Source organism: Brachyspira suanatina (genome assembly GCF_001049755.1).
Classification (GTDB): domain Bacteria; phylum Spirochaetota; class Brachyspiria; order Brachyspirales; family Brachyspiraceae; genus Brachyspira; species Brachyspira suanatina.
Window position 1 is genome coordinate 139,958 of the sequence record NZ_CVLB01000001.1, and the last position, 21,819, is coordinate 161,776.

The following is a 21,819-nucleotide window of genomic DNA, read 5'->3' on the forward strand; positions in this document are numbered from 1 at the left end:
TATAGTGCTGATAGAATTTTTAATGAAGTATCATTACTATGTGTGCTTTTGCAACTTTGACGAAGTCCGGGAAAAGTTGATATAAAATAAAATAATTTTTTAACTATATTTAAAACCCCGCCCTTTATTCCTTTTTATCTGATTTATAATTTTTAACTTTCATTATCTTTATAGCTTGTTTATAAACTTTAGCACCCGCCCAAGATTTTATTAGATTTAATAAATTATTTAACGCACGATAAACTGAATTTTAAATATGAATTTAATTATAAATATAACTTTAATTATATATAAAAATTCGCTTACCGTGCGTCTTGGAAATAAATAAAACTACTCTAAATATGCATTAAAAAATCTATATAAACCCTGAGAATCATATTCTACATTTTTTAATTTTGGTGAAACTAGTAATGCCTCAGAATAAAAATATATCGGTACTATAGCATTGTCATTCATAAAAACATTTTCCGCTAAGTGAAGCGAATGCATCCTTATCTGATTGTTTTTATTAGTAGATGCTATGTCAATGTAATCATCAAATGCCTTATTTGAATATGAGCCGTAATTGTTAGGAGCATCACTTTTAAAAATGTTTAAAAAGTTTATAGGATCATTATAATCAGCATACCATAAATAAACGGCTAAATCAAAATTTCTGTCATACATATTTTGAAGATAAGAAGCCCATTCATGCTTAACTATTCTCACATCAATGTTTAAATTCTCTTTAAGCATACTTTGAACGGCATCAGCAATATTTATGTCAAACTCTCTTGTAGCTATAAGCAAATCAATTACAGGAAAATTTCTTCCGTTTTTGTATCCTGCTTGAGATAATAATTTTTTAGCTTCTTCTATGTTTTTCTGATAGTTAGAAGATATTATATACTCTCCTGCTTTAGTTCTAAAATCTCCGTTTATATCATTAATACCATAAGGGACTAAACTTCCAGCAGGTTTTTCCCCGCATCTTGTAATTGATTTTACTATATAATCTCTGTCAATTGCTAAAGATATGGCTCTTCTTACCTTTTCATTTTTTAAAACTTCTTTGTTTAGATTGAATCTGTAATAATATGATGCAGCAACAGGTACAATATGAACTATTCCTTTTTGCTTTAAGCTTTCGATATCATTTCTAGGAAAAGGCTTTGCAAAATGAATTGAATTATTAAGCACACCTGCAAGCGAGGTATTAGGCTCTTCCATTAAAAGAAATGTTAATTTGTTTGGTTTTATATTATCGTTATTCCAATAGTTTGTATTTCTTTCTAGTATTATGCTTTTATCGAAATTCCTTTCAGTCATTTTAAAAGCACCATTTCCAATATATGTTGCAGGCTTTAGAGTCCAATCATCTCCATATTCATTTATTATATCTTCGCGTACAGGATAAAAAGGAGGATAAGCAGCAAGCTCTAAAAAGTATGCAGTAGGGCTGTTTAATTCCACTTCAAATGTATAATCGTCTATTGCTCTTACTCCAAGCTCTTCTATAGTTTTTTCGCCGCTTATAACTTCTTTTGCATTTTTTATCACTTCAAAATAATAGCTGTATTTATTGGCAGTTTTTGGATCAACGGCTCTCCTCCAAGTATAAACAAAGTCCTGTGCTTTAACTTCTTTACCGTCACTCCATTTAGCATTGGTTCTCAAATGAAAAGTGTAGATATTGCCTGCTTTATTAATATCCCAGCTTTCAGCAGCTCCGCCTATTATTTTATTGTTGGCATCTTTTTTTGTAAGACCTTCAAAAGCATGAAGAATATATATCATAGTGAGATTATCTGTGTTTAAAGTGGGATCCATAGTTAAAGGTTCTGGAGCAAGATTTATAACTATATCATTATTACTCATTTCTTTTTTTGAACAAGATACGAATACAATTAACAGAATTAATAAAATAGCAGTAATTATTTTTTTGAACATTCGTTTTTCCTTTGATTAATTTATAAAAAGTAAGCTTATATTTAATAATTACTTGTATACAAATAATTAATATATGCACTTTTGCCTGCTGACACCTGCCAAAGGCACGCTTCGCGAGGCGTACTTCGTATGGTTCTCTGACGAAGTCGAAGTAAAAAGAACAACATAAAAATTGAGAAACTTAAAAATTTTCAGTATATACCTAAACAATTACATTTTGTCAATTTTTATATTTTGTAAATATATTATCAACTTTTTTGTCGCTCAAAAAAGTTGCAAAAAACGCATATACTACGACTTAATATTTTAAGAATATGTATTAAATGTAATATAATACCATAGTTTTATGTCAGACCTAAAGGTGGACTTCGTCAAATGCAGTCTTTTTGGTTCTTTTGGTCACAAAAAGAACTTGGGGTGTGGGGGCAAAGCCACCACAAGCAATAAAATTAAAAATCTAAATTTTAAGTTTATAAAATAAAGTTTATACTGTCATGAATTTAATATATGCTTTTTTACTCATAAATAATACTTTATTATTATTGATAAAATAGTGCATTTAAAATTAATCATTTCAGTATATCATTTATAGAAGATACACATAAATCAACAGCCTTATCTATTTCATCTTCATTTATAATTAAAGGCGGATTAAAATAAATTACATTTCCCAAAGGTCTTAATAGAAGTCCTCTTTGAAGTGCCTTTTTATATATTTGATAACCCATTCTAAGTTTAGAGTCAAATCCTTCTTTTGTATTTTTATCAGTAACTAATTCCATAGCATTGATAAGCCCTATATTTCTAATCTCTCCTATATTTTTATGATCAAGTAATTTTTCTTTTAATTTATTATTTAAATATTTCGCTCTTACTTGAGCCTTGTTTATAATATCATCCTCCCTTAAAACTTTTTGTACAGCCAAAGCAGCAGAACAGCCAAGAGGATTTCCGCTATAAGTATGACTATGCATAAAAGCCTTTCCTTCATTATAGTCAGCATAGAAAGCATCGTATATTTTGTCGGTGGTTATTGTTATAGCCATAGGCATGTATCCGCCTGTTAAGCCTTTTGAAATACACATTATATCAAGACTTATATTAGCATGATCACATGCAAACATTTTTCCTGTGCGTCCGAAATTTGTAGCTATCTCATCAACAATAAAAACTACATTGTATTTATCGCAAAGATCTCTTAATTTTTTCAAGTATAGGGGAGGATATATTCTCATTCCTGCACTGGCCTGAAGCAAAGGCTCTACTATAATAGCACAAGTTTCTTCTCCGTATTCTTTAAACTTTTTTTCAGCATCTTCAAAACATTCGCATTTGCAAGTTTCTCTGTTTTGATTGTATTTACATCTGTAGCAGTCAGGTGCTTCTATATGTATAGTGTCCATTAACATAGGCTTGTATATTTTTGCATATAAGTCTAAACTTCCAACGGATAATGCACCGATAGTTTCACCATGATAACCGTCAGTAAAACACATGAATTTTATTTTTTTAGTATTTCCTATTTGATGCTGATATTGAAAAGCCATTTTTAATGCAGCTTCTATAGATGAAGAACCATTATCAGAAAAATTGAATTTACTAAGTCCTTTTGGAAGTATCTTTACAAGCTCTTCGCATAATTTAATAGCTCCTTCATGGGAGAAGTTTGCAAATATTACATGCTCTAATCTGTCAAGCTGTGCTTTGATATTGGCATTTATTTTTTCATTGCAATGCCCAAGTAAATTGCACCACCAAGAACTTACAATATCAATATACTCTTTTCCGTCTTTATCGTATAAATAAATTCCTTTTCCTCTGTCTATAATAATTGGAGGAAGTTCTTCATAATCTTTCATCTGCGAGCAAGGATGCCAAATATATTTTAAATCCTTTTCTTCTAATGTCATAATGAGTCCTTTATTAAGTACATATATTAAAAATAAAAAATTAAATAAAAAATATTATTCAAATAGAGTTTCTATATTTTTTTCATCTAGTTTTAAAATACCGTCTATAACAACGCCTATAATTTTTACTCCTGTCATCTCCTCTATCATTTTTTTATTATCATCATGCATTTCATTTGCCATTTCAAATCTATTTAATATTACGCCATTAACTTTTAGATTTTTACTTCTCATATATTCTATAGTTAAGACAGTAGAATTAATCGTGCCAAGTCCTGCATCTGCGATTATAAGAGAAGGTATATTTAATTCTTTTATGATATCTTCTAAAAATATTTTTTGATTATTATCATATCGAATAGGGCATATTATACCGCCGCTTCCTTCTACTATCATATAATTATGTCTGTTATCTATATTTTTATAAGCATTTTTTATAATCTCCATATCCGGAGGATTCCCCTCAATTTGGGCTGCCAAATGAGGGGAATAGGCATGCTTATAAGTGTATGACACCATTTCATCATAAGAATCTAATAAATCGGCTTGCTGTTTTACATACCAAGCATCGCTGTCTGTTATATCAAGACTTCCGCTTAATGCTGCTTTATAGTATCCGATATTCAATCCCTTATCTTTCATGTGTTTTGCAATTAAGCCTGATACATAAGTTTTACCTATATCAGTACCTGTTGCTGTTATAAAAATAGCTTTAGCCATAAATATTTCCTAATAAATTAATCTTTATTATAAATTAGTCTTCTTTTAACTCTATTTTATATCCTAATTCTTCAACCATTTTTTTATCTGTTTCTATTGAAATGCCTGCGGTTGTGAGCATGTCGCCTGTTATAGCTGCATTAGCTCCGGATAAAAAGCATGATCTTCCTTTATCTTTCATAAGTCCTCTTCCGCCTGCAAGTCTTATGAATGCTCTAGGATTAATGAATCTGTATATCGCAACAATTCTTCTCATATCATCTTCAGTAAGAGGTTCAATATTTTCAAAAGGAGTGCTTGCTATAGGATTAAGCATATTAACAGGTATTGACATTATTCCTAATTCTCTAAGCTCTATTGCCATATCGATTCTGTCTTCCCAAGTTTCGCCCATTCCCATAATACCGCCGCTGCATACAACCATTCCTGCTTTTTGTGCTGATTTTATAGCATTGATTTTATCATCATAAGTATGAGTAGTGCATACTTTAGGAAAGAAATTTCTTGAAGCCTCTAAATTATTATGAACTCTTTTAAGTCCTGCATTCTTCATTTTGCTGAATCCTTCCTCATCAAGCAAGCCTAAAGAAGCACATACATATCCTTCAGTTTCTTTATTAATGGTTTCTATTGCATCATAAACTTCATCAATCTCTTTTCCGTATAAAGCTCTTCCTGATGTTACTATAGAGTATCTTAAAACACCTTTATTAAAATCGCTTTTTCCTTGTTCTAATATTTTTTCTTTATCTAGAATATCGTATTCATCGCATTTTGTATCATAATGAGATGACTGTGCACAGAATTTACAGTTTTCTGAGCATTTTCCGCTTTTAGCATTTATTATTGAGCACATATCAAATATATTAGAGCAGAAATATTTTCTTATTCCATTGGCTACAGAGCATAAATCTTCTAATGGTGCTTCTACTAATTTCATGGCTTCTTCTTTTGTTATATCATAACCTTTTATTATTTTCTCTCTTAATTCTTCTAAAGATATTTCTTTTTTTATAATTAAATCTATATTGCTCATATATTATAACCTCCTATTTATGATACTCTATGATTTACACTCCCTGAAACTATTCTGTCTATTTTGCCGTCTTGAAATTCCGCTACAAGAGCAAAAGTTTTATCTATATCCAATACTTTTACTATATGCTCTTCATTATCTATATTAAGCGAAACTTTTCTTCCTATTAAAAAAGAACGTTTTTTGTATTCATCATAGAATGCCACATTATTAAAATAATATTCATACATTCTTTCTAATATCTTAGCTATTAAAATATTTCTTATATCTTTGTTATTTTGCATTTTATTTATAGAAACAGCTATATTATTAATTTCTTCAGGAAAACCATTTTTAGGGAAATTAACATTTATACCTATTCCTATAACAGCATAATCCAATTTACCGTCTTCAAAACTGAAAGCTCCTTCAGTAAGTATTCCGCATACTTTTTTACCATTTATAAATACATCATTAACCCATTTTATCTGTGTATTTTCATTTGAAATTTCTTCTATAGATTTTGACACAGCCATAGCGGCAGCAGTAGTGATGAATGAACTATTAAAAATCTTTTTCTCTTTTTTTAGATTGAGTATAATGCTCATATATATGCCTGTACCATAAGGCGAGAAGAAAGATTTTCCGTTTCTTCCGTATCCGCTTGTTTGTTCTTCTGCAATTACTACGGTTCCGCTGTCGGCTCCGTTCATTGCCATGCCTCTTGCCACAATATTTGTAGATTCTACAGTTTTATATATTACAAAATTGAATTTATCTCTATATTTAGGCATATTATCTTTTATTATTTTTGATGATAATATGTCTGTTTCTTTTGATAGAGCATAGCCTTTATTTGATACAGAAAGAATATCATAACCTTCATTTTTCAAAGATTTTATAACTTTCCAAACAGCAGCCCTGCTTACATTCAAATCATTTGCTAGCTTTTCTCCGGATATGAATAATCCTTTATTGTATTCTAGTATTGATATTATATTTTCTTTTAAATTTTTTCCCATAATTGAGAATAATAACATAACAATTATAATTGTCAACTTTAAAAATACAATAAGTTTACAATTAATATTTAAATTGTATATAGTATGAACAGCTATTTTTGATTAGGCCCTATATCGTATAATTGATATACATACTATAAAAATTCAATGTATCAATATTGTACATCTTTTATGATTTATATACTCTATACACTGTATTAATTATTAATAGTGTTTTATAAATATACAATTACTTAAAAATAATTGGTATATTTTTTGCATATATAATAGTGTAAGCGATGATGACTCGGTGAGAGTTAAAACAAATGATAGTTAATCGCTGATTAAATTTAGAAATATAAAAGTTTACATAAAAAGGAGTTTAATTATGACTAAAAGATTATTTTTTCCAGCTTTACATACTATGTTAGATGATTTTAGAAGTTTTGATGAGGCATTCGGCAGTTTATATAACAATGATGAGGTTAGAAAATTATCTCATTACAATATAGAAGAAGATGATAAAAGTTATACTATAGAAATTGATATGCCGGGTGTAAGAAAAGAAGATTTAGAAATAGGTATAAAAGAAAATGTGCTTTCTATATATGCTGAAAGAAAGAGAGTTAATAAACAAAAACTTATTGAGTCTTCAGCAGAAAATAGCGAGAACAAAGAAAATGATAATGAAGTGGTTGTTTCTAAATATGAACAAAGCTTTAATATCAGCACAAAAGGAATAGATGTTGAGAACATTGAAGCTAATTTAACAGACGGTGTTTTAAAAATAGTTCTTCCTAAAAAAGAGGAAGTAAAATATGAGAAAAAAATTAATATAGGTTAATCGTTTTATCATTAATTATTAATTAAATGAAGGCTATAAAATATAGAGGTTTATGGAAAATTATTAAAAATTAAAAAATAAGAGATAAGTTAATATAAATTAAGGAGTTTTAATATGTCAAGAAGAATATTTGTACCAACTTTACATTCAATTTTTTCAAATGCTAATAGATGTAATTCAACAGGAAACTGCGGTCATTATAATGGCTACAATGCTTATAATGATTATCATAATAGAGTATCAAATTACAGAATAGAGGAAGATGACAAAAATTACATTATAGAAATGGATATGCCGGGCGTAAAAAAAGAGGATTTAGAAATTGGAATAAAAGAGAATATACTTTCCATATCTGCTAAAAGGAAAAAAACTTTCAAATCAGAAAATGGAGAGTCAAGAGAGGAAGTTATTTCAAGCTATGAGCAAAGCTTTAATATCAGCACAAAAGGAATTGATGTTGAAAATATAGCTGCCAATTTGAATAACGGGGTTCTTATGGTAACACTTCCAAAGAAAGAAGAGCTTAAATATGAGAAGAAGATAGAAATCAAAGGAGAATAATTAAAGCCTATATGTAAATTCAATTCATAAGATATAATCCATAATAATAGGGACACAGGGTAAATAAAATATCCTGTGTCTTTTTTATTTTATAGTAATTTTTGTTTTTCATTTTTTCATTATAAAAGCAATATTAAAATAGTTTTAATTTTTTTATAATAGTCTTATAATTAATAAATAGCGATTCATAAAAAATATATATAATATTTCAATATATAGGTGTATTATTATGGGTGAATATTATTTAGAAAATGCATTTGAATTGAACAAGGAATATCCTGATACTTTTGAAATACCTTCCAAAGAAGAAATTGATTCTTTAAAAGTTAATGATTTAGTTAAATTAATTTTTGTTGAGAATAATGGCAGCACAGAAGCAATTCCTGAAAGAATGTGGGTAAAAATCATAGAAATAAAGACAATTTTGTTGGTATATTAGACAATAAACCTTACTATATTGAAAGTATAAAATATGGTGACGAAATAATTTTTAAAATAGAAAATATTATTGATATATACTGAAAATTTTTAAGTTTGTCAATTTTTATGTGTGTTCTTTTTCCCGCCGCAAAAAGAACCAAAAAGTGCAAGTATAAAATTAGTATTAAATCATACTAAAATTGTATTACATGTAAAATAATTGATTAAATTTAAGCCAAATATAGCCTTTTTGTTTCTTTGTGGCAATACCACAGGCACTTCCTTCGGTCGCAAAAGAAGTGGGGTTGTCATAGGCACGCACAGCGGTGGCAAAGCCCTGCAAATATTTTAAATTTAAAAAATTATTTTTGACAAAATATAGTTATTTATGTATATACTATAGATAAAAATGATAAAAGGAATTAAACATGAATAAACCAAAAATAGTAGTGCTTGACGGATTTATATTGAATCCAGGAGATATATCTTGGGAAGAAATAGAAAGCATATCAGATTTAACTGTTTATGATAGAACCTATTATAATAAAGTGTATGAAGCAGCTAAAGATGCTTGGGGAATATTAAACAGTAAAGTTGTTATAGATAGAAAATTAATGCAGTCATTACCTAATTTAAAATATATAGGAATGCTTGCTACAGGATACAATGTTGTGGATATTGAAGCTGCTAAAGAATTAGGAATTACTGTTACTAATGTAAGAGGATACGGCCCGCAGTCTGTGGCTCAGCTTGTAATGGCTTTTGTATTATCTCTTTCTTTTAGGATAGTTGAACATAATAATCAGGTTCATAATGGCGATTGGATAAAATGCAAAGATTATTCTTTTAGTTCTTATCCTTTAATGGAGATAGAAAATAAAACTATGGGTATATTTGGATTTGGAGATATAGGAAAAGAAGTTGCAAAAATGGCTGAGGCAATGGGAATGAAAGTTTTAGTTTATTCAAGAAGTAAAAAAGAAAATGTTGAAAATGCTTCTAGTATAGATGAACTTTTTGAGAGATCCGATTTTTTATCTCTTAATGCTCCTTTAAATAAAGAAACAGAAAATATTGTTAATATAGATTTGCTTTCAAAGATGAAAAAAACAGCATTTTTAATTAATACTTCAAGGGGCGGAGTGATAGTTGAAAAAGATTTGGCTTATGCTTTGAATAATGATATTATAGCAGGTGCAGCTTTAGATGTTCTTTCGAAAGAGCCTCCTACAGAAGATAATCCTCTGCTTACTGCTAAGAATTGTTATGTAACCCCGCATTTTGCAGGCAATACTTTAGAGGCTAGAATTAGACTTATGCATAAAGTTTATGAGAATATAAAAGCATTTTTGGAAGGAAACCCTATAAATGTTTTAAGTAAATAAAACAGATAATATTTTTTAGTCATTATATAGAATTTCTTTTAACTCATTTACAAATATGTTATTTATTTTATGAGTTGATACTGTAACCCTTAGAAAATTAGCTAGTATGTTTTCTTTATCATATTTTTTTACGAATATATTTCTTTTTATAAGTTCTTCGTATATATAATCAGATGTTTTATTTACATGTTTTATTAAAAGGAAATTCGCCCTTGAAGGCACTACTATAAAACCTTCTTTGCTTAGTAAAGTATCTAATCTTTCTCTCTCTAAAACTATATCGAATATATTATTATACGAAGTTTTTTCATCTCTCAAAGCGGCAAGCGTTATAGTTTCGGATATTTTATTTATTCCGTATTTCTGTCTTAATTTTGACATGTTTTCTATATTTTCTGAATTGGATATTATAAAGTTAATATTAAGTCCTGATAAAGAATGAGAATGTGCAATAGATCTTATTATAATTAAATTTTTATATTCATTAATTAATTTTATAGCACTTTCTCCGGCAAAGTTTATATATGATTCATCTATAACATATATTCCTTCATAATGTTTTAGGAACTCTTCTATTTCTTTTATATTTATGAACATTCCAGTTTCAGCATTAGGGTTGCTTGCTATTATTATAGAATTTTTATTTCTTATATGTTTTTTCAGACAAATATTATAATCTTCTCTAGCTTCAATTACCTCATAATGCATCTTATAATATAGAAAAATTCTTGTATATAAATCTCTGTAAGGCTCTTGAATAAATATTTTGTATTTATCATAAGAGTTGATAATACAAGCAAAAGCTTCATACATACCATTAACAGAAATTATATTATTATTTTCCACATTAAGATATTTAGACATTTCTTCATCTAATTGCTGAGGACTATACTCAGGAAAGAATCTTAGAGAATCAATATCAAATTTTTCAAGCTCTTTAATAATATTTTTGGACGGCTTGTATGGATTTTCATTTTTGTCTAAAAAAATTTCTTTGTTCATTATTGTTATGCTCGCCTACGCCTAAAGTATTGACTTAATAAATTAAGTCACACGCCTGTGTACCTTCGGTAATGTCTCTAGCTTACTTTTTTATATTTAGCTTTCTAATATTTAAAATATATCGTTTATAATTATCTTATTATTTTTAAATTAGTTTACACTTTTAAATTTTATGTTTAGTTAATGTAATATTTTTATTAAGCAATGTATTATGTTTAAATAAATGGTAAATCTTGTCGATAATTATTTTAGGTTGATTATTCACAATCAACTCAATTTTGTATATTATATCTTAAATTAAGAGGCAGATTTCAATGTCAGTTAAACAGGTTTCCGATCAAGAAATATTATCAATGTATTTAAATTATGAGGCGGTAGAGAAGGGTTTATCTTCAAATACTTTAGAATCATATAAAAGAGATATTGTAATATATCTTGATTTTTTAAGCAGAAATAAAAAATCTATTTTAAAAGCTACAAGAAAAGATATTGAAAAATTTTTAAGCGAAAGAAAAGAACAAGGATCAAAATCCAGAACTGTAGCGAGAAACAAAGTAAGTATAGTCAATCTTTATAAGTTTTTAGTAATGGAGAATTATATTTCTAAAAATCCTACAGATAATTTAGAAGTTATAAGATTAAAAAGAGTATTGCCGGAATCTCTTACAGATACAGAGGTAGATGATTTACTTGCAGTTCATAATGAGAAAACAGATAAAGGATTAAGAGATAAGGCTATATTTGAACTTATGTATTCTTCAGGACTTAGAGTAAGTGAAATTTGTTCTTTAAAAATTGATGATATATTTTTTGAAGGTAAGTATTTAAAAATATGCGGCAAGGGTAAAAGAGAGAGAATAGTACCTATTAATGACAGAGCTTTAGATATTTTACAGAGATATATTCAAACCAGTAGAGTTATAATGGTTAAGGGTAAAAAGACTTCAGAATTATTTTTAAACTTTAGAGGAGATAAAATTTCTAGAGTAGGTATTTGGAAAATAGTTAAAGAGGCTATGAAAAAAAGTAAAATAGAAAAAAATATTTATCCTCATACCTTAAGACATAGTTTTGCAACACATCTTATACAGCATGGCGCAGATTTAAGAGCAGTACAAAGAATGCTTGGACATTCTGATATTACTACAACAGAGATTTATACCCATGTTGATTCTACGCATTTGAAAAAACAAATAGCAAAACATCCTAAACATTCTAAACATGCTAGACAAAACACTAATATATAATAAAATACAACGAATTGGAAATAACAGTATATGAAAAGAAGCATAATAGCAACAACAATATTATTACTTGTATCTATATCATTGGTAGCATTAACTTTCGGTATAGGTGAAAGAATGACAATAGTCAGTTATAATGATAATAACACAGATTATCTTTTCAATGAAACAGAGAAGAATCATAGAATAGATATGTATAATCCTGATTCTCTCTCTCTTGTTACATCAAAGCCTATATATGATTATGATTTATCAGTAGATTTAGAGGATATATATACTGAAGAAGAAATTAGTGCTGATTCAGATATAGAATATTTGAATCAAAACATGCTTCTTAGTGATGAAGAGATGAGCAGTGAAATGCCTAATCCTAATATACTTCCTGCTATGGCATATAATGCTAATAATATAGATAAAGCAGCAGATAAACTTAGCCTTGCTGTGGATTTGGCTATACAAAATGCAAGAAACAGAGAAGCTCCAAGAGTGGCAATAGATTTATCCAAAATATCCGTATTCAGATATGAACCGGTAGTTATTAATGCTTCTGTATACACTGAAGATGTTGTAAAAAACATAAGTATATATGTAAGATATAAAAAAGATAAAATAGTTAGAATGAATGGAGATGAAAGACATTCTATCAATGTATTTAAAGTAAAAAATTCTGAATATAAAGGAACATATTTACATCCATTCGGAGGAGATTTAGGAGAATATCAGGCTGTTGTATTAGTTCAGACTAAGAATGGTGTATACGGATATACCAAAGATTTTACTGTTAAGGGAAGACAATCTCCTGCTGCTAAAGAAACTAAAAAGATAGCTACTTTAGAATATGCAATAGATTTAACAACTAAGAAAATTCCTAGTGTAGAAACAGGAGAGCCTACTAGTTATGATGCTATATACGACTGGATAAGATACATGAAATGCGATATGTTCTGGGCAATAGGTGGACAGACTACAGGTTGGACTGCAGGAATTACTCCGGAAGAGCCTTGGGCTAAAGCTATGATTAAGAATATAGAAAACCTTGCATCTAGCAAAGCCAAAGGAAATGTTGAGCTTGGTGCTTATGTTATGAGTTATTTTGCTGCAGGCGGTGGTGCTAGAAAAGGCGGTTATGAGGTTTCTATAGGATATAACTCTGCTACTCAAAGTCTTGTAGAAAGCAGACATATATCTTTAGATGATCCTAAAAGAGTTCAGGATATTATAGATATATTAAAAAGATACGATTCTAATCCTAATATATCATATTTGGGTCTTGACTTCATACGTACAGGTGAAGTTGACGGATATGAAATGGTTGATGAGATGGTTGAGCTTACAGGAGTTTATGTACCTGCCAATTGGTCTACTATGAGTAAAGCTGCACGTATGCGTTGGCTTGCTATTAATAGAGGCAGAAAAGAAGTAGGTATGAAATGGAGATGGTTCAGAGCTCATAAAGAAGCTTTAATAATAAAAGCCATAAAAGATTCAGGTATAAGAAAAAAATTATGGGCATTTACTTTAGGTTGGAATCATGGTCAGGAGCATGGACAAGATCCTTATATGTTCTTTGATGCTGGTATAGATTATGATGCAGTTATGATATATGAAGCTAGCCGTCCTCAGCATGTAAGTATGCTTACTGCTTGGCCTCAATATCTATCAGGCGAATATAATGTATTAGTTGGAAATATGATAGATAACAGACTTCAGGACGGAAGTTTAAGACCGGAGCTTGAATATATGAGAAGAGTATATGAATCAGAAGCTAAATTTAATAGAAGCAGCAGAATAAGAGGTATATTCTTCCATGATATATCAAGAATGCTATGGTCTAAATTTAGAGGTTCAGGAAATGGTATAAGAGAATGGGCTAATATAAATGCTTCTATTGTTTCAAGAATAGAAGAGAAATATTCTGAAAATCCATTCAATGTTACTGTTAAATTGGATGAGAGAAATAGAACAGGTGTTCTTACTATAGTTAATAGAACTTCTAAAATGCAAAATGATGTAACTATTAAAACAGATTTATCTCAGGCTTTATCTACTATAGTGCTTGATAATGAAACAGTTGATATTGGTCCTGGAGAAACTGTCGAGATAGGATTCAGATATGCTTACGGAAGAAGCAGATATTCTTCACTTATGGCATTTAGAGTAGCTTCTTCTTCAGGTGAAGAGAATGTGGCAGTTGCTTATACTTTGCTTAATTCTTTGAGAGCTAGACCTAAACAAGAAGAAAGCCCTGCTTTAGCTAAAACTACAGATGATAGTAAGAAAGAAGATGAAGAAGTAAAAGATAATTAATTGAAATATAATTGTAGTAAAAAAATAGGAAGTAATTTTTTTACTTCCTATTTTTTTATAAAAAACATTATGATAGTTTTATACTAACCTAATAAAAGCTTGGGCGGGGATGCTTTTCTTGTTGCAGTAAAAAAATATATGAAGTTATAATGCAAATAAAAATAAAAAAACAAAAGGGCGGGGTATGTGAATAAAATTTTTAAATATAAATAATTTTTATTTGCTATTTTATAAATTTCTTTTTTAATCTTTTATATAATATCTATATCCTGATTCTTTTATAGCATCTTCAAATATTTTATTATCCAGCTGCTTTTTAGTCAATATGATAGCTTCTTCATTATCAAAATTTACTTTTGCATATACATCTTCAATCTTGTTAAAATTGTTTTCTATTATTTTTGCACAATGTGTACAAGTCATTCCTCCTATTTTAATTACTTGTTTATATGGATAATTATTTTTATTTTTGTCTTTTACCTTTACTTTTTCTATAACTTGTGATGATATGCCTGATGAACAGCAGTTTCCTGATTTAATTTTTTTTATATAGTTTATTACGGCTATTATAGCTATTATAATTATGATTGATAGTATTATTATGCTTTCCATTATATCTCCATAGTTTTGTTAGTATTAAAAAATGTTATATCATTCTAACAAATATAATATGCTTGTCAATAAAATTTTATAAAAAAACACTCCTTACATTTAATTTTAAGTTTTAAATTCCGTATTTATTAACAGTATATAATTTTTTTTAAGGAAATTAAAATGAATAGATATATATTATTAATTTCATTTTTTATTATATCATTGAGTTCTTCTTTTCTATATTCTCAGGATAATTTAAATGATAATCCAACAAATGCTTTAAAGAGCAGATTATTTTTTACAGAGAGAGATAAATTAACTTCTAAAATTAATATATATACATCTTGGAAGGAAACATATAAATATTTAAGAGACAATAGATTTAGATTTTATAAAAGGGCAGGAAGAACTTTAACATTAGAATTTAGATATAAGTATTCTAGTCAATTATATGTAAATAGCGGTACTCCAATTATATTTACATTTGATGATGGAAGTACAATTCAATTGACTAATATACAAAAAGTTATATATAACCCTTATTTAATGGGAGATATGAATTATTATGATATTGAAGTGAGATATAAATTCAATCAGGATAATGAATTTGAAAGTTTTGCAAATAAATCAATATCAAATATAAGATTTAATTTTATCAATCAATTCGGTGAAGAAGACTATGAAGATATAGGAATATCTATATTATCCACAAGCAATTGGCAGGAAATATTTAGAGCATTTAAAGATGGTATTGATGCCCTAGAAGAAATACAAGGTACAAATGATAATAATTATTAATGATAAAATTATAAAATAAAAGCCAATCATATCAGTATATTTATAATTTCTGATTGATTGGCTTATTAATAATATCAAAAAAATTTTTTATATTAATTTGCATGACATTAAGTCTTGTTCTATAGAGTTGCTTAAGAATTCTACAAATACATCGTATAATATAGGATCCAATTTTACATGCTTTTCTATAAAATCTTCTCTCATAATATTAAGTGCTTCTTCAGGAGTGAATGTTTTTCCTCCTCTATATTTTCTTGCTGGGTCAATTAAAGCATCATATACATCTATAATTTCAAGCATTTTAGCAGGAAAATAAGCAAATGCCTCACATTCATCTATAGCTTTAGCATCATAAGTCATGATTCTTTGTATTTGGAAATTAGGATATTTTTTTAATTTTAAAGCATGTAAATGTTCATAAGGGCCATATCCTAATCCATAATATTCATGGTGCAAAGCCACTGTAAGTATAACTTCAAGAGGATATTCAGAAGTTTGACTTACTAAAGCATAGCTGTTAAACAAGTGTTTTTTTATTCTTTCATAATCTCTTCCATTAGCTCCTTCAAAATAGTCCAAATCTTTAACTTTTCCTATATCATGAAGTAAAGCTCCTACGGAATAAAGATTCATTTCTCTTTCTTCTATGATTTTTATACCTTTATCTATACAATCTTCAACAGTAGATAAATTTTTATGAATTCCTTCTTTGTTGAACATAGTTTCAACTTGTTCATAGAATTTTTTGTATTTATTTGTATATGATGTTCTTATTTTATGTACTAAATGTCTTCTGTTTATTAAGTTGTTATAAAATACCATAAAATTTACATAAGATATAAATACTCTGTTAGAGTGAGACATTACACCGCCATCAGAATAATTTCTAAGTTCATCAAATACTTTCTGTGTTTCAGTATTAGCAGCAAGCATATCAACTATAGTAGTAACTAAATTTGTAGTAGTTTCAGTGATTTCCTGATTTTCTTCTTTAGCCTGTTCCTGAGTGATTTCTTCTCCTTTAATCTTTTGAATACTCTCAAACATAGTAACCTTTGCTATTAATCCTACATCATTTCCAACATTTACTATTTGCTGAGCTGTATTTTTATTTATTCCTGTTTCTTTATCTACAGTAATTTCTTTTAATTTTTCATCATAATTTTTTATAGTATTAACTTTTTCCTTATATGTCATTTTAGAGATTTCAGATATTCTTTTACCCATCTCTTTTTCTGACTCTTTAGGTGTTCTAAATACATAAGGAGCGGATTCTTCGGAAGCATTGTTTGAATTATTTGTTTGTGTAATAGATTTAAATTCTTCTATGAACATAGAAAAATTTTTAGGTATATATATTTTTAAGTTGCTATATTTTTCATTATCAATTATTAAGCTTAATTGTTCAGTAGGAAATACTATAAGTTTTCTTTCTTTATCTAATCTAAACAATGGTATATTATGAGCAACTAACTGATCTTTTATTGATTTCAGATCTTTTACTGTTAAAATTTCATATTTTTCTATTAAATCATTCATTATAAAAAATTACCTCAAACAAAAAATTACATAATACCTTCGCTATATATTATATAATATTTTGAAAAAAAAAGAAATATAAAAAATTATTTTTTTGTTTTTACACCTGGGCAGGCTCTTTTGAATTTTCCAGAGATTAAATTTCCATTTTTATCCATATATTCTTTCCAATATGGAAAAGTAGCGCATTGATTAGGTTTTGAACTATTAATAGTACACCTGTTATTTTCATCAAGGAATGTACAAGGCTTATCATCTGTTACTTTTATATAATAACCATAACCTTCTTCATATTCTAAATATTGATTAATAAAAACTAAAGGAGAGATTTCTAAAAATTTAGATGCTCTTTTTATATCATCATCGCTAAAGAATACATATCCTTTTTCTTTACAGCATATACCGCATCCGGTGCATGAAAATGTTAATATGGAATTTTTATTTAATTTGTTAGATTTTTTCATTTTTTATTTTAATATAGAATCAGCCTGAGATTTTATAGAATTAGCTAGATTTTGTTTTCCCATTTTTAAATACATTTCAGACACTTTTATATAATCATTGTATAAAGATCTTTTTTCTGAATCATTCATATCTTCAATTTTTTTTTTTCCCCCATTAGGGATTTTGATATCTATATTAAATACTATACTGTCAGGATTATTTTTTATTATATTTTCGTTAAGTACTGCTATTGAAGGCCATCTTCTGCTGTCTCCAAGCTCTGCAGTGGCTATTGATGATAGTGTGTCAGTCCATTTTGTTTTATAAGTATCTGTATTATATGCCAATGTGTTATTATTTGCCTGTGTATTGTTAACAGCCGCATTTGTATTTGCAGTTGGAGGATTAGGCGGAGGTGTTGGAGGAGTAGGTGGTGTTATTTCCGGCTCTTTTGGAGGAGTAGGCGGTGTTACAGTATTAGTTTGCGGTCTAGCAGTATTAGTCTGAGTATTTACTGTATTGTTAGTCTGTGGTCTAGTAGTATTAGTCTGAGTATTTACTGTATTGTTAGTCTGTGGTCTAGTAGTATTAGTCTGAGTATTTACTGTATTGTTAGTCTGCGGTCTAGCAGTATTAGTCTGAGTATTTACTGTATTGTTAGTCTGTGGTCTAGTAGTATTAGTTTGAGTATTTACTGTATTGTTAGTTTGCGGTCTAGTAATATTAGTCTGAGTATTTACTGCATTGTTAGTCTGTTGTCTAGCAGCATTAGTATTTACCGCATTGTTAGTTTTTATATTATTAGTTTGTGGTCTATTAATATTAGTGTTTATATTGTTAGTAACAGATATAACATCATTTGTTATTAGATTATTAGTATTTAATGTATTATTATTTGTTACTTCTTCATAGAAATTATCATCTATTTCATTATTTCTTCCAGAGAAGAATTGTATGCCTAAGAATGATAATCCTAATATTATAATTATAATTCCAACTATAGGAACAATTTTATTAGATTTTTTATTCTCACTTATAGAATGATCAGGAGCCACATAAGGTTCAGCTGGTTTTTTTTCTATTTCAGGTAAAGAAGAAGTTTTTAATTCATCTTCTGTTTCTATAATTTTTATTTCTTTATCTTTTAATTCCTGAATTTTTTCATTGATAGTTTCTTTTAATTCTTCTATTTTTGTTTCTGATGCTGAAGAAGAATAATCTTTATAGTTTTCTACAGAAGTATTTTCATCTATTGTTGGAGCATCTTTTATTGCAGTATCTATTTCTTCTTGATTGAATTTAGATTTCTGTATATGTTCATCATCGTTAGGTATAACAACAGGTCTTTTAAATATATCACTTTTACTGTATGTAGCTTTTTCTTCTACTTTTAGAGTTTCCTCTTTCACTGTTTCTTCAATTTTCTCAACTTCATCAGTATCTGCTTCTGTTTTCTCTTCTGCGATTACATCAAGTTCTTTAGTTTCTTCTACTACTGTTTCTTCTTTAGTTTCTATTTCTTCACTTTTTTCATTAGATTTATCTTCAGGTATTTCTTCTATATTTTCATCTTGAGTATAATTATTTTCTTCTATCTTTTCAGTTTCTTCAATTTTTTCTTCTTCTTTTTCTCTATTAGTAGATTCAAATGTTTCAAAAGAATAAGGAAATGAAGCATTATTATTATGAACTATTGCTGATGATGCTATAGTTTCTGTATTTGATTCTTCAGTAGTAGCAGCTGCAGTATCTTCAATATACTCATTTTTTTCTTCTGCTTTTTCAGCTTCTTCTGTTTTTATATTATGTGCAGCAAATACACTGCTTATAACAGGTTTAGAAGTACTTATTTCCTCAGTAGTATTTCTAGTATTATCTAAATTATCATCATCATCTACATCTACTATAGCTATACGTTTTTTAACGCTTACAGGTCTTGATACATTCTTAGATTTTGCCTTTATAGCTTCTTTAAGAAGAGTTATAGACTCTCTTTCAGTTTTAGTTTCAGTATTTTCTGTCTTAATTGATTCAAGCTTTCTAACTGGAGTTGAAGTTTTAAGAACAATTTTTCTATCTGCAGTTTTTATTTCAGATGTAGCTTCTTTGATTATATCTTTTAAATCTCTTTTTTCATCATCATTTTTTTTCAGAATGGAAGTTAATGGCTTTGTTTCAGTTTTAGTTTCTTTTATTTCTGCTATTTTTTCTTCTGCTGTAGCAATTTCAGCAATATTTTTTTCAGGTTCTTCTTTCTTTTCAGCTTTTTCAGCAGTTTTTTTAGCTGCAGTTTTCTTTACAGGCTCTTCTTTCTTTTCAGCTTTTTCAGCAGTTTTTTTAGCTGCAGTTTTCTTTACAGGCTCTTCTTTCTTTTCAGCTTTTTCAGCAGTTTTTTTAGCTGCAGTTTTCTTTACAGGCTCTTCTTTCTTTTCAGCCTTTTCAGCAGTTTTTTTAGCTGTAGTTTTCTTTACAGGCTCTTCTTTCTTTTCAGCTTTTTCAGCAGTTTTTTTAGCTACAGTTTTCTTTACAGACTCTTCTTTTTTGTTAGTAGTTTTTTCAGTTGCAGCTTTTTTTGTTTCTTTAGCTTCTTCTTTTTTGTTTGTTGTAGTTTTTTTTGTTGCCATATTTTCACTCTGTTATATTTTGTTTTCTGTTTATTAATATACTTTTTATAGTATTCATTGTCTTTTCATCGAATATGTTTTCAGTTATATTACCTCTTTTTAAAGAATCTATAAGATATTTATTTAAATTTATATCTTTATTTAGATTTTTTTCTTTTGCTATATAAACATAATTACACATAGAAAGAATTATTCTAAGCTGATTTCCGTCAGAAGAATATTTATCTATTAATTTTTGAGGCTCATCTATACCTAAACAACTTAAATTATAACAAACTTTAAAGAAAAGTTTATTAGTAACTTGTTTAATTTGCGTATCTTTTTTAGTTTTTTTATTTACAGTATATAGTATAGAAAAGTCTCTAGCTTCAAAATTGCATATAGTAGCATAAAACTTTTCTTGATAAGGCATAAGATAATGATGACTTTTTGCCTTAGATTCTACTCTAGTAATAAAACCTTTCTCTTCTAAAGTATCCAATGATTTTACTATAGTAGCATTTCCGCCTATACCGGCTTCATTTAATATTTGAGAATGAGTTGTTTTAGCTATTCCAAGCTCATAATCATAATTAGCTACTAAAGTTCTGTATACTTCTTTAGCAGATAAAGGTAATTTCTTCCAAGTATTATTTTCTGTTATAGATTTTGGAATGAAAGAACACATTGATGCTATTGACAAAAATGTATCTTTATCTATTGTTTTTAATTGTGCTTTATTTATTATATCTATAATGTTTTCCAAAATTCTACTCCAGTATGTATATAATATATCTAAATTAATATAAAATCAAGTTTTAATAAAATATTTTATAAGTGTATTTTTTAATACTTTTATTTTATAAGTTAGACTTTTTTTATCGGATTTGTTTTTAATAATTTTATTTTGAATTTTTTATAAGAAATTTTCAAAATATATTTTTAGAAACTCCGCTGAATTTCATTAATTTTAATTTTTTATGAGTATTTTTTGGAAATTTAGTCTTAAAATTTCCTGAGATTTCTTGAATTTTAATTTTTTTACGAACTTTTTTTGAAATTTATTCTAAAAAATCCCAAAATTTTGAATTTTTCAGAATAAATTTTCCAAAAATTACCCAAAAATTCCCTAAATTTCAAGATTTTTAGGCTATTTTGGGGCTCATTTTTGGCAAAAATGGCAAAATATATTTTTAGCTAGCCTCAATATGTATTATATGTTTTATAAATACTGTATTTTAATAAAAAAGCCTGAAGTTTTATAAAAAACGCCCTTTTTAGCTATTGTGTTTTTTTAGGTGTATGCTATAATAATAAAACAGTTGATGAGAAACAAAAAACAAAACGAAACATCAGCTGACATAAACAAAAATAAAAGTTCTTTGAAATATGGATAGCAGAAGCAATTTAAGAAAAACAAAACACAACTGGTGTAAACGAACTTAATAAGTTCTATGACCCAACGGTTACAATTTGTAACATTTCTTTAAGTAAGTAAATCTC

At 27.9% G+C, this 21,819-nt stretch carries 18 protein-coding genes; 7 read left to right on the plus strand and 11 right to left on the minus strand.

Annotated features, from left to right (window positions below):
- Positions 1 to 330: 330 nt before the first annotated feature.
- The 5 genes from BRSU_RS00615 to BRSU_RS00635 all read right to left on the minus strand — a co-directional run bounded on the left by BRSU_RS00615 (position 331) and on the right by BRSU_RS00635 (position 6,596).
- Positions 331 to 1,929, minus strand: coding sequence for a peptide ABC transporter substrate-binding protein (locus tag BRSU_RS00615; RefSeq protein ID WP_048593320.1), 1,599 nt, complete (start codon positions 1,927 to 1,929; stop codon positions 331 to 333).
- A 569-nt stretch (positions 1,930 to 2,498) separates the two neighbouring features.
- Positions 2,499 to 3,839 carry an adenosylmethionine--8-amino-7-oxononanoate transaminase gene (gene bioA, locus BRSU_RS00620; RefSeq protein ID WP_048593321.1) on the minus strand — a complete coding sequence of 447 codons (1,341 nt, stop codon included), beginning with the start codon at positions 3,837 to 3,839 and terminating at the stop codon, positions 2,499 to 2,501.
- A 54-nt stretch (positions 3,840 to 3,893) separates the two neighbouring features.
- The gene (bioD, locus tag BRSU_RS00625; RefSeq protein WP_048593322.1) at positions 3,894 to 4,559 is read right to left on the minus strand and encodes a dethiobiotin synthase; all 666 of its coding nucleotides are present in this window, start codon (positions 4,557 to 4,559) and stop codon (positions 3,894 to 3,896) included.
- A 34-nt stretch (positions 4,560 to 4,593) separates the two neighbouring features.
- Positions 4,594 to 5,595: a biotin synthase BioB gene (gene bioB / locus BRSU_RS00630; protein ID WP_048593323.1), complete on the minus strand. Its 1,002-nt coding sequence runs from the start codon at positions 5,593 to 5,595 to the stop codon at positions 4,594 to 4,596.
- Between the two features lie 17 nt (positions 5,596 to 5,612).
- The gene (locus BRSU_RS00635; RefSeq protein WP_048593324.1) at positions 5,613 to 6,596 is read right to left on the minus strand and encodes a biotin--[acetyl-CoA-carboxylase] ligase; all 984 of its coding nucleotides are present in this window, start codon (positions 6,594 to 6,596) and stop codon (positions 5,613 to 5,615) included.
- Positions 6,597 to 6,963: 367 nt separating this feature from the next.
- Between BRSU_RS00635 and BRSU_RS00640 the strand changes: the two genes are divergently transcribed.
- The 4 genes from BRSU_RS00640 to BRSU_RS00655 all read left to right on the plus strand — a co-directional run bounded on the left by BRSU_RS00640 (position 6,964) and on the right by BRSU_RS00655 (position 9,785).
- Positions 6,964 to 7,419 carry an Hsp20/alpha crystallin family protein gene (locus BRSU_RS00640; protein ID WP_048593325.1) on the plus strand — a complete coding sequence of 152 codons (456 nt, stop codon included), beginning with the start codon at positions 6,964 to 6,966 and terminating at the stop codon, positions 7,417 to 7,419.
- 114 nt (positions 7,420 to 7,533) lie between these two features.
- Positions 7,534 to 7,980 (plus strand): Hsp20/alpha crystallin family protein, encoded by a 447-nt coding sequence (locus BRSU_RS00645; protein WP_014489025.1) that lies wholly within the window; start codon positions 7,534 to 7,536, stop codon positions 7,978 to 7,980.
- Positions 7,981 to 8,209: 229 nt separating this feature from the next.
- Complete coding sequence (locus tag BRSU_RS00650) at positions 8,210 to 8,419, plus strand: hypothetical protein (RefSeq protein ID WP_245158018.1); 210 nt, start codon at positions 8,210 to 8,212, stop codon at positions 8,417 to 8,419.
- Between the two features lie 409 nt (positions 8,420 to 8,828).
- A complete protein-coding gene (locus BRSU_RS00655; RefSeq protein WP_048593326.1) occupies positions 8,829 to 9,785 on the plus strand; it encodes a D-2-hydroxyacid dehydrogenase in 957 nt (318 codons plus the stop codon).
- Between the two features lie 15 nt (positions 9,786 to 9,800).
- On the opposite strand, the gene BRSU_RS00660 is transcribed toward BRSU_RS00655, so the two are convergent.
- Positions 9,801 to 10,787, minus strand: a complete 987-nt coding sequence (locus tag BRSU_RS00660) for an aminotransferase class I/II-fold pyridoxal phosphate-dependent enzyme (protein ID WP_048593327.1) — start codon at positions 10,785 to 10,787, stop codon at positions 9,801 to 9,803.
- A gap of 314 nt (positions 10,788 to 11,101) precedes the next feature.
- On the opposite strand from BRSU_RS00660, the gene xerD reads away from it, so the two are divergent.
- Together xerD and BRSU_RS00670 are read left to right on the plus strand one after the other, a co-directional pair.
- On the plus strand, positions 11,102 to 12,034 hold the full coding sequence (xerD, locus tag BRSU_RS00665; RefSeq protein ID WP_048593328.1) for a site-specific tyrosine recombinase XerD: 933 nt from the start codon (positions 11,102 to 11,104) through the stop codon (positions 12,032 to 12,034).
- Positions 12,035 to 12,064: 30 nt separating this feature from the next.
- Positions 12,065 to 14,338 (plus strand): hypothetical protein, encoded by a 2,274-nt coding sequence (locus BRSU_RS00670; RefSeq protein WP_048593329.1) that lies wholly within the window; start codon positions 12,065 to 12,067, stop codon positions 14,336 to 14,338.
- 243 nt (positions 14,339 to 14,581) lie between these two features.
- On the opposite strand, the gene BRSU_RS00675 is transcribed toward BRSU_RS00670, so the two are convergent.
- Positions 14,582 to 14,950, minus strand: a complete 369-nt coding sequence (locus BRSU_RS00675; RefSeq protein ID WP_048593330.1) for a heavy-metal-associated domain-containing protein — start codon at positions 14,948 to 14,950, stop codon at positions 14,582 to 14,584.
- A 162-nt stretch (positions 14,951 to 15,112) separates the two neighbouring features.
- On the opposite strand from BRSU_RS00675, the gene BRSU_RS00680 reads away from it, so the two are divergent.
- A complete protein-coding gene (locus tag BRSU_RS00680) occupies positions 15,113 to 15,730 on the plus strand; it encodes a hypothetical protein (protein ID WP_048593331.1) in 618 nt (205 codons plus the stop codon).
- 87 nt (positions 15,731 to 15,817) lie between these two features.
- Here BRSU_RS00680 and BRSU_RS00685 read toward each other — a convergent pair whose 3' ends face one another.
- The 4 genes from BRSU_RS00685 to BRSU_RS00700 all read right to left on the minus strand — a co-directional run bounded on the left by BRSU_RS00685 (position 15,818) and on the right by BRSU_RS00700 (position 21,082).
- Positions 15,818 to 17,269 (minus strand): HD-GYP domain-containing protein, encoded by a 1,452-nt coding sequence (locus BRSU_RS00685; RefSeq protein WP_048593332.1) that lies wholly within the window; start codon positions 17,267 to 17,269, stop codon positions 15,818 to 15,820.
- 86 nt (positions 17,270 to 17,355) lie between these two features.
- A complete protein-coding gene (locus BRSU_RS00690; RefSeq protein WP_048593333.1) occupies positions 17,356 to 17,733 on the minus strand; it encodes a YkgJ family cysteine cluster protein in 378 nt (125 codons plus the stop codon).
- 3 nt (positions 17,734 to 17,736) lie between these two features.
- Positions 17,737 to 20,337 carry a LysM peptidoglycan-binding domain-containing protein gene (locus BRSU_RS00695; RefSeq protein WP_048593334.1) on the minus strand — a complete coding sequence of 867 codons (2,601 nt, stop codon included), beginning with the start codon at positions 20,335 to 20,337 and terminating at the stop codon, positions 17,737 to 17,739.
- 4 nt (positions 20,338 to 20,341) lie between these two features.
- On the minus strand, positions 20,342 to 21,082 hold the full coding sequence (locus BRSU_RS00700; RefSeq protein ID WP_048593335.1) for a hypothetical protein: 741 nt from the start codon (positions 21,080 to 21,082) through the stop codon (positions 20,342 to 20,344).
- Between the last annotated feature and the right edge of the window lie 737 nt (positions 21,083 to 21,819).

Excerpts from the sequence above, each read along its gene's own strand:
- BRSU_RS00615 (WP_048593320.1), bottom strand. The coding sequence starts at position 1,929 with ATGTTCAAAAAAATAATTACTGCTATTTTATTAATTCTGTTAATTGTA.
- bioA (WP_048593321.1), bottom strand. The coding sequence starts at position 3,839 with ATGACATTAGAAGAAAAGGATTTAAAATATATTTGGCATCCTTGCTCG.
- bioD (WP_048593322.1), bottom strand. The coding sequence starts at position 4,559 with ATGGCTAAAGCTATTTTTATAACAGCAACAGGTACTGATATAGGTAAA.
- bioB (WP_048593323.1), bottom strand. The coding sequence starts at position 5,595 with ATGAGCAATATAGATTTAATTATAAAAAAAGAAATATCTTTAGAAGAA.
- BRSU_RS00635 (WP_048593324.1), bottom strand. The coding sequence starts at position 6,596 with ATGGGAAAAAATTTAAAAGAAAATATAATATCAATACTAGAATACAAT.
- BRSU_RS00640 (WP_048593325.1), top strand. The coding sequence starts at position 6,964 with ATGACTAAAAGATTATTTTTTCCAGCTTTACATACTATGTTAGATGAT.
- BRSU_RS00645 (WP_014489025.1), top strand. The coding sequence starts at position 7,534 with ATGTCAAGAAGAATATTTGTACCAACTTTACATTCAATTTTTTCAAAT.
- BRSU_RS00650 (WP_245158018.1), top strand. The coding sequence starts at position 8,210 with ATGGGTGAATATTATTTAGAAAATGCATTTGAATTGAACAAGGAATAT.
- BRSU_RS00655 (WP_048593326.1), top strand. The coding sequence starts at position 8,829 with ATGAATAAACCAAAAATAGTAGTGCTTGACGGATTTATATTGAATCCA.
- BRSU_RS00660 (WP_048593327.1), bottom strand. The coding sequence starts at position 10,787 with ATGAACAAAGAAATTTTTTTAGACAAAAATGAAAATCCATACAAGCCG.
- xerD (WP_048593328.1), top strand. The coding sequence starts at position 11,102 with ATGTCAGTTAAACAGGTTTCCGATCAAGAAATATTATCAATGTATTTA.
- BRSU_RS00670 (WP_048593329.1), top strand. The coding sequence starts at position 12,065 with ATGAAAAGAAGCATAATAGCAACAACAATATTATTACTTGTATCTATA.
- BRSU_RS00675 (WP_048593330.1), bottom strand. The coding sequence starts at position 14,950 with ATGGAAAGCATAATAATACTATCAATCATAATTATAATAGCTATAATA.
- BRSU_RS00680 (WP_048593331.1), top strand. The coding sequence starts at position 15,113 with ATGAATAGATATATATTATTAATTTCATTTTTTATTATATCATTGAGT.
- BRSU_RS00685 (WP_048593332.1), bottom strand. The coding sequence starts at position 17,269 with ATGAATGATTTAATAGAAAAATATGAAATTTTAACAGTAAAAGATCTG.
- BRSU_RS00690 (WP_048593333.1), bottom strand. The coding sequence starts at position 17,733 with ATGAAAAAATCTAACAAATTAAATAAAAATTCCATATTAACATTTTCA.
- BRSU_RS00695 (WP_048593334.1), bottom strand. The coding sequence starts at position 20,337 with ATGGCAACAAAAAAAACTACAACAAACAAAAAAGAAGAAGCTAAAGAA.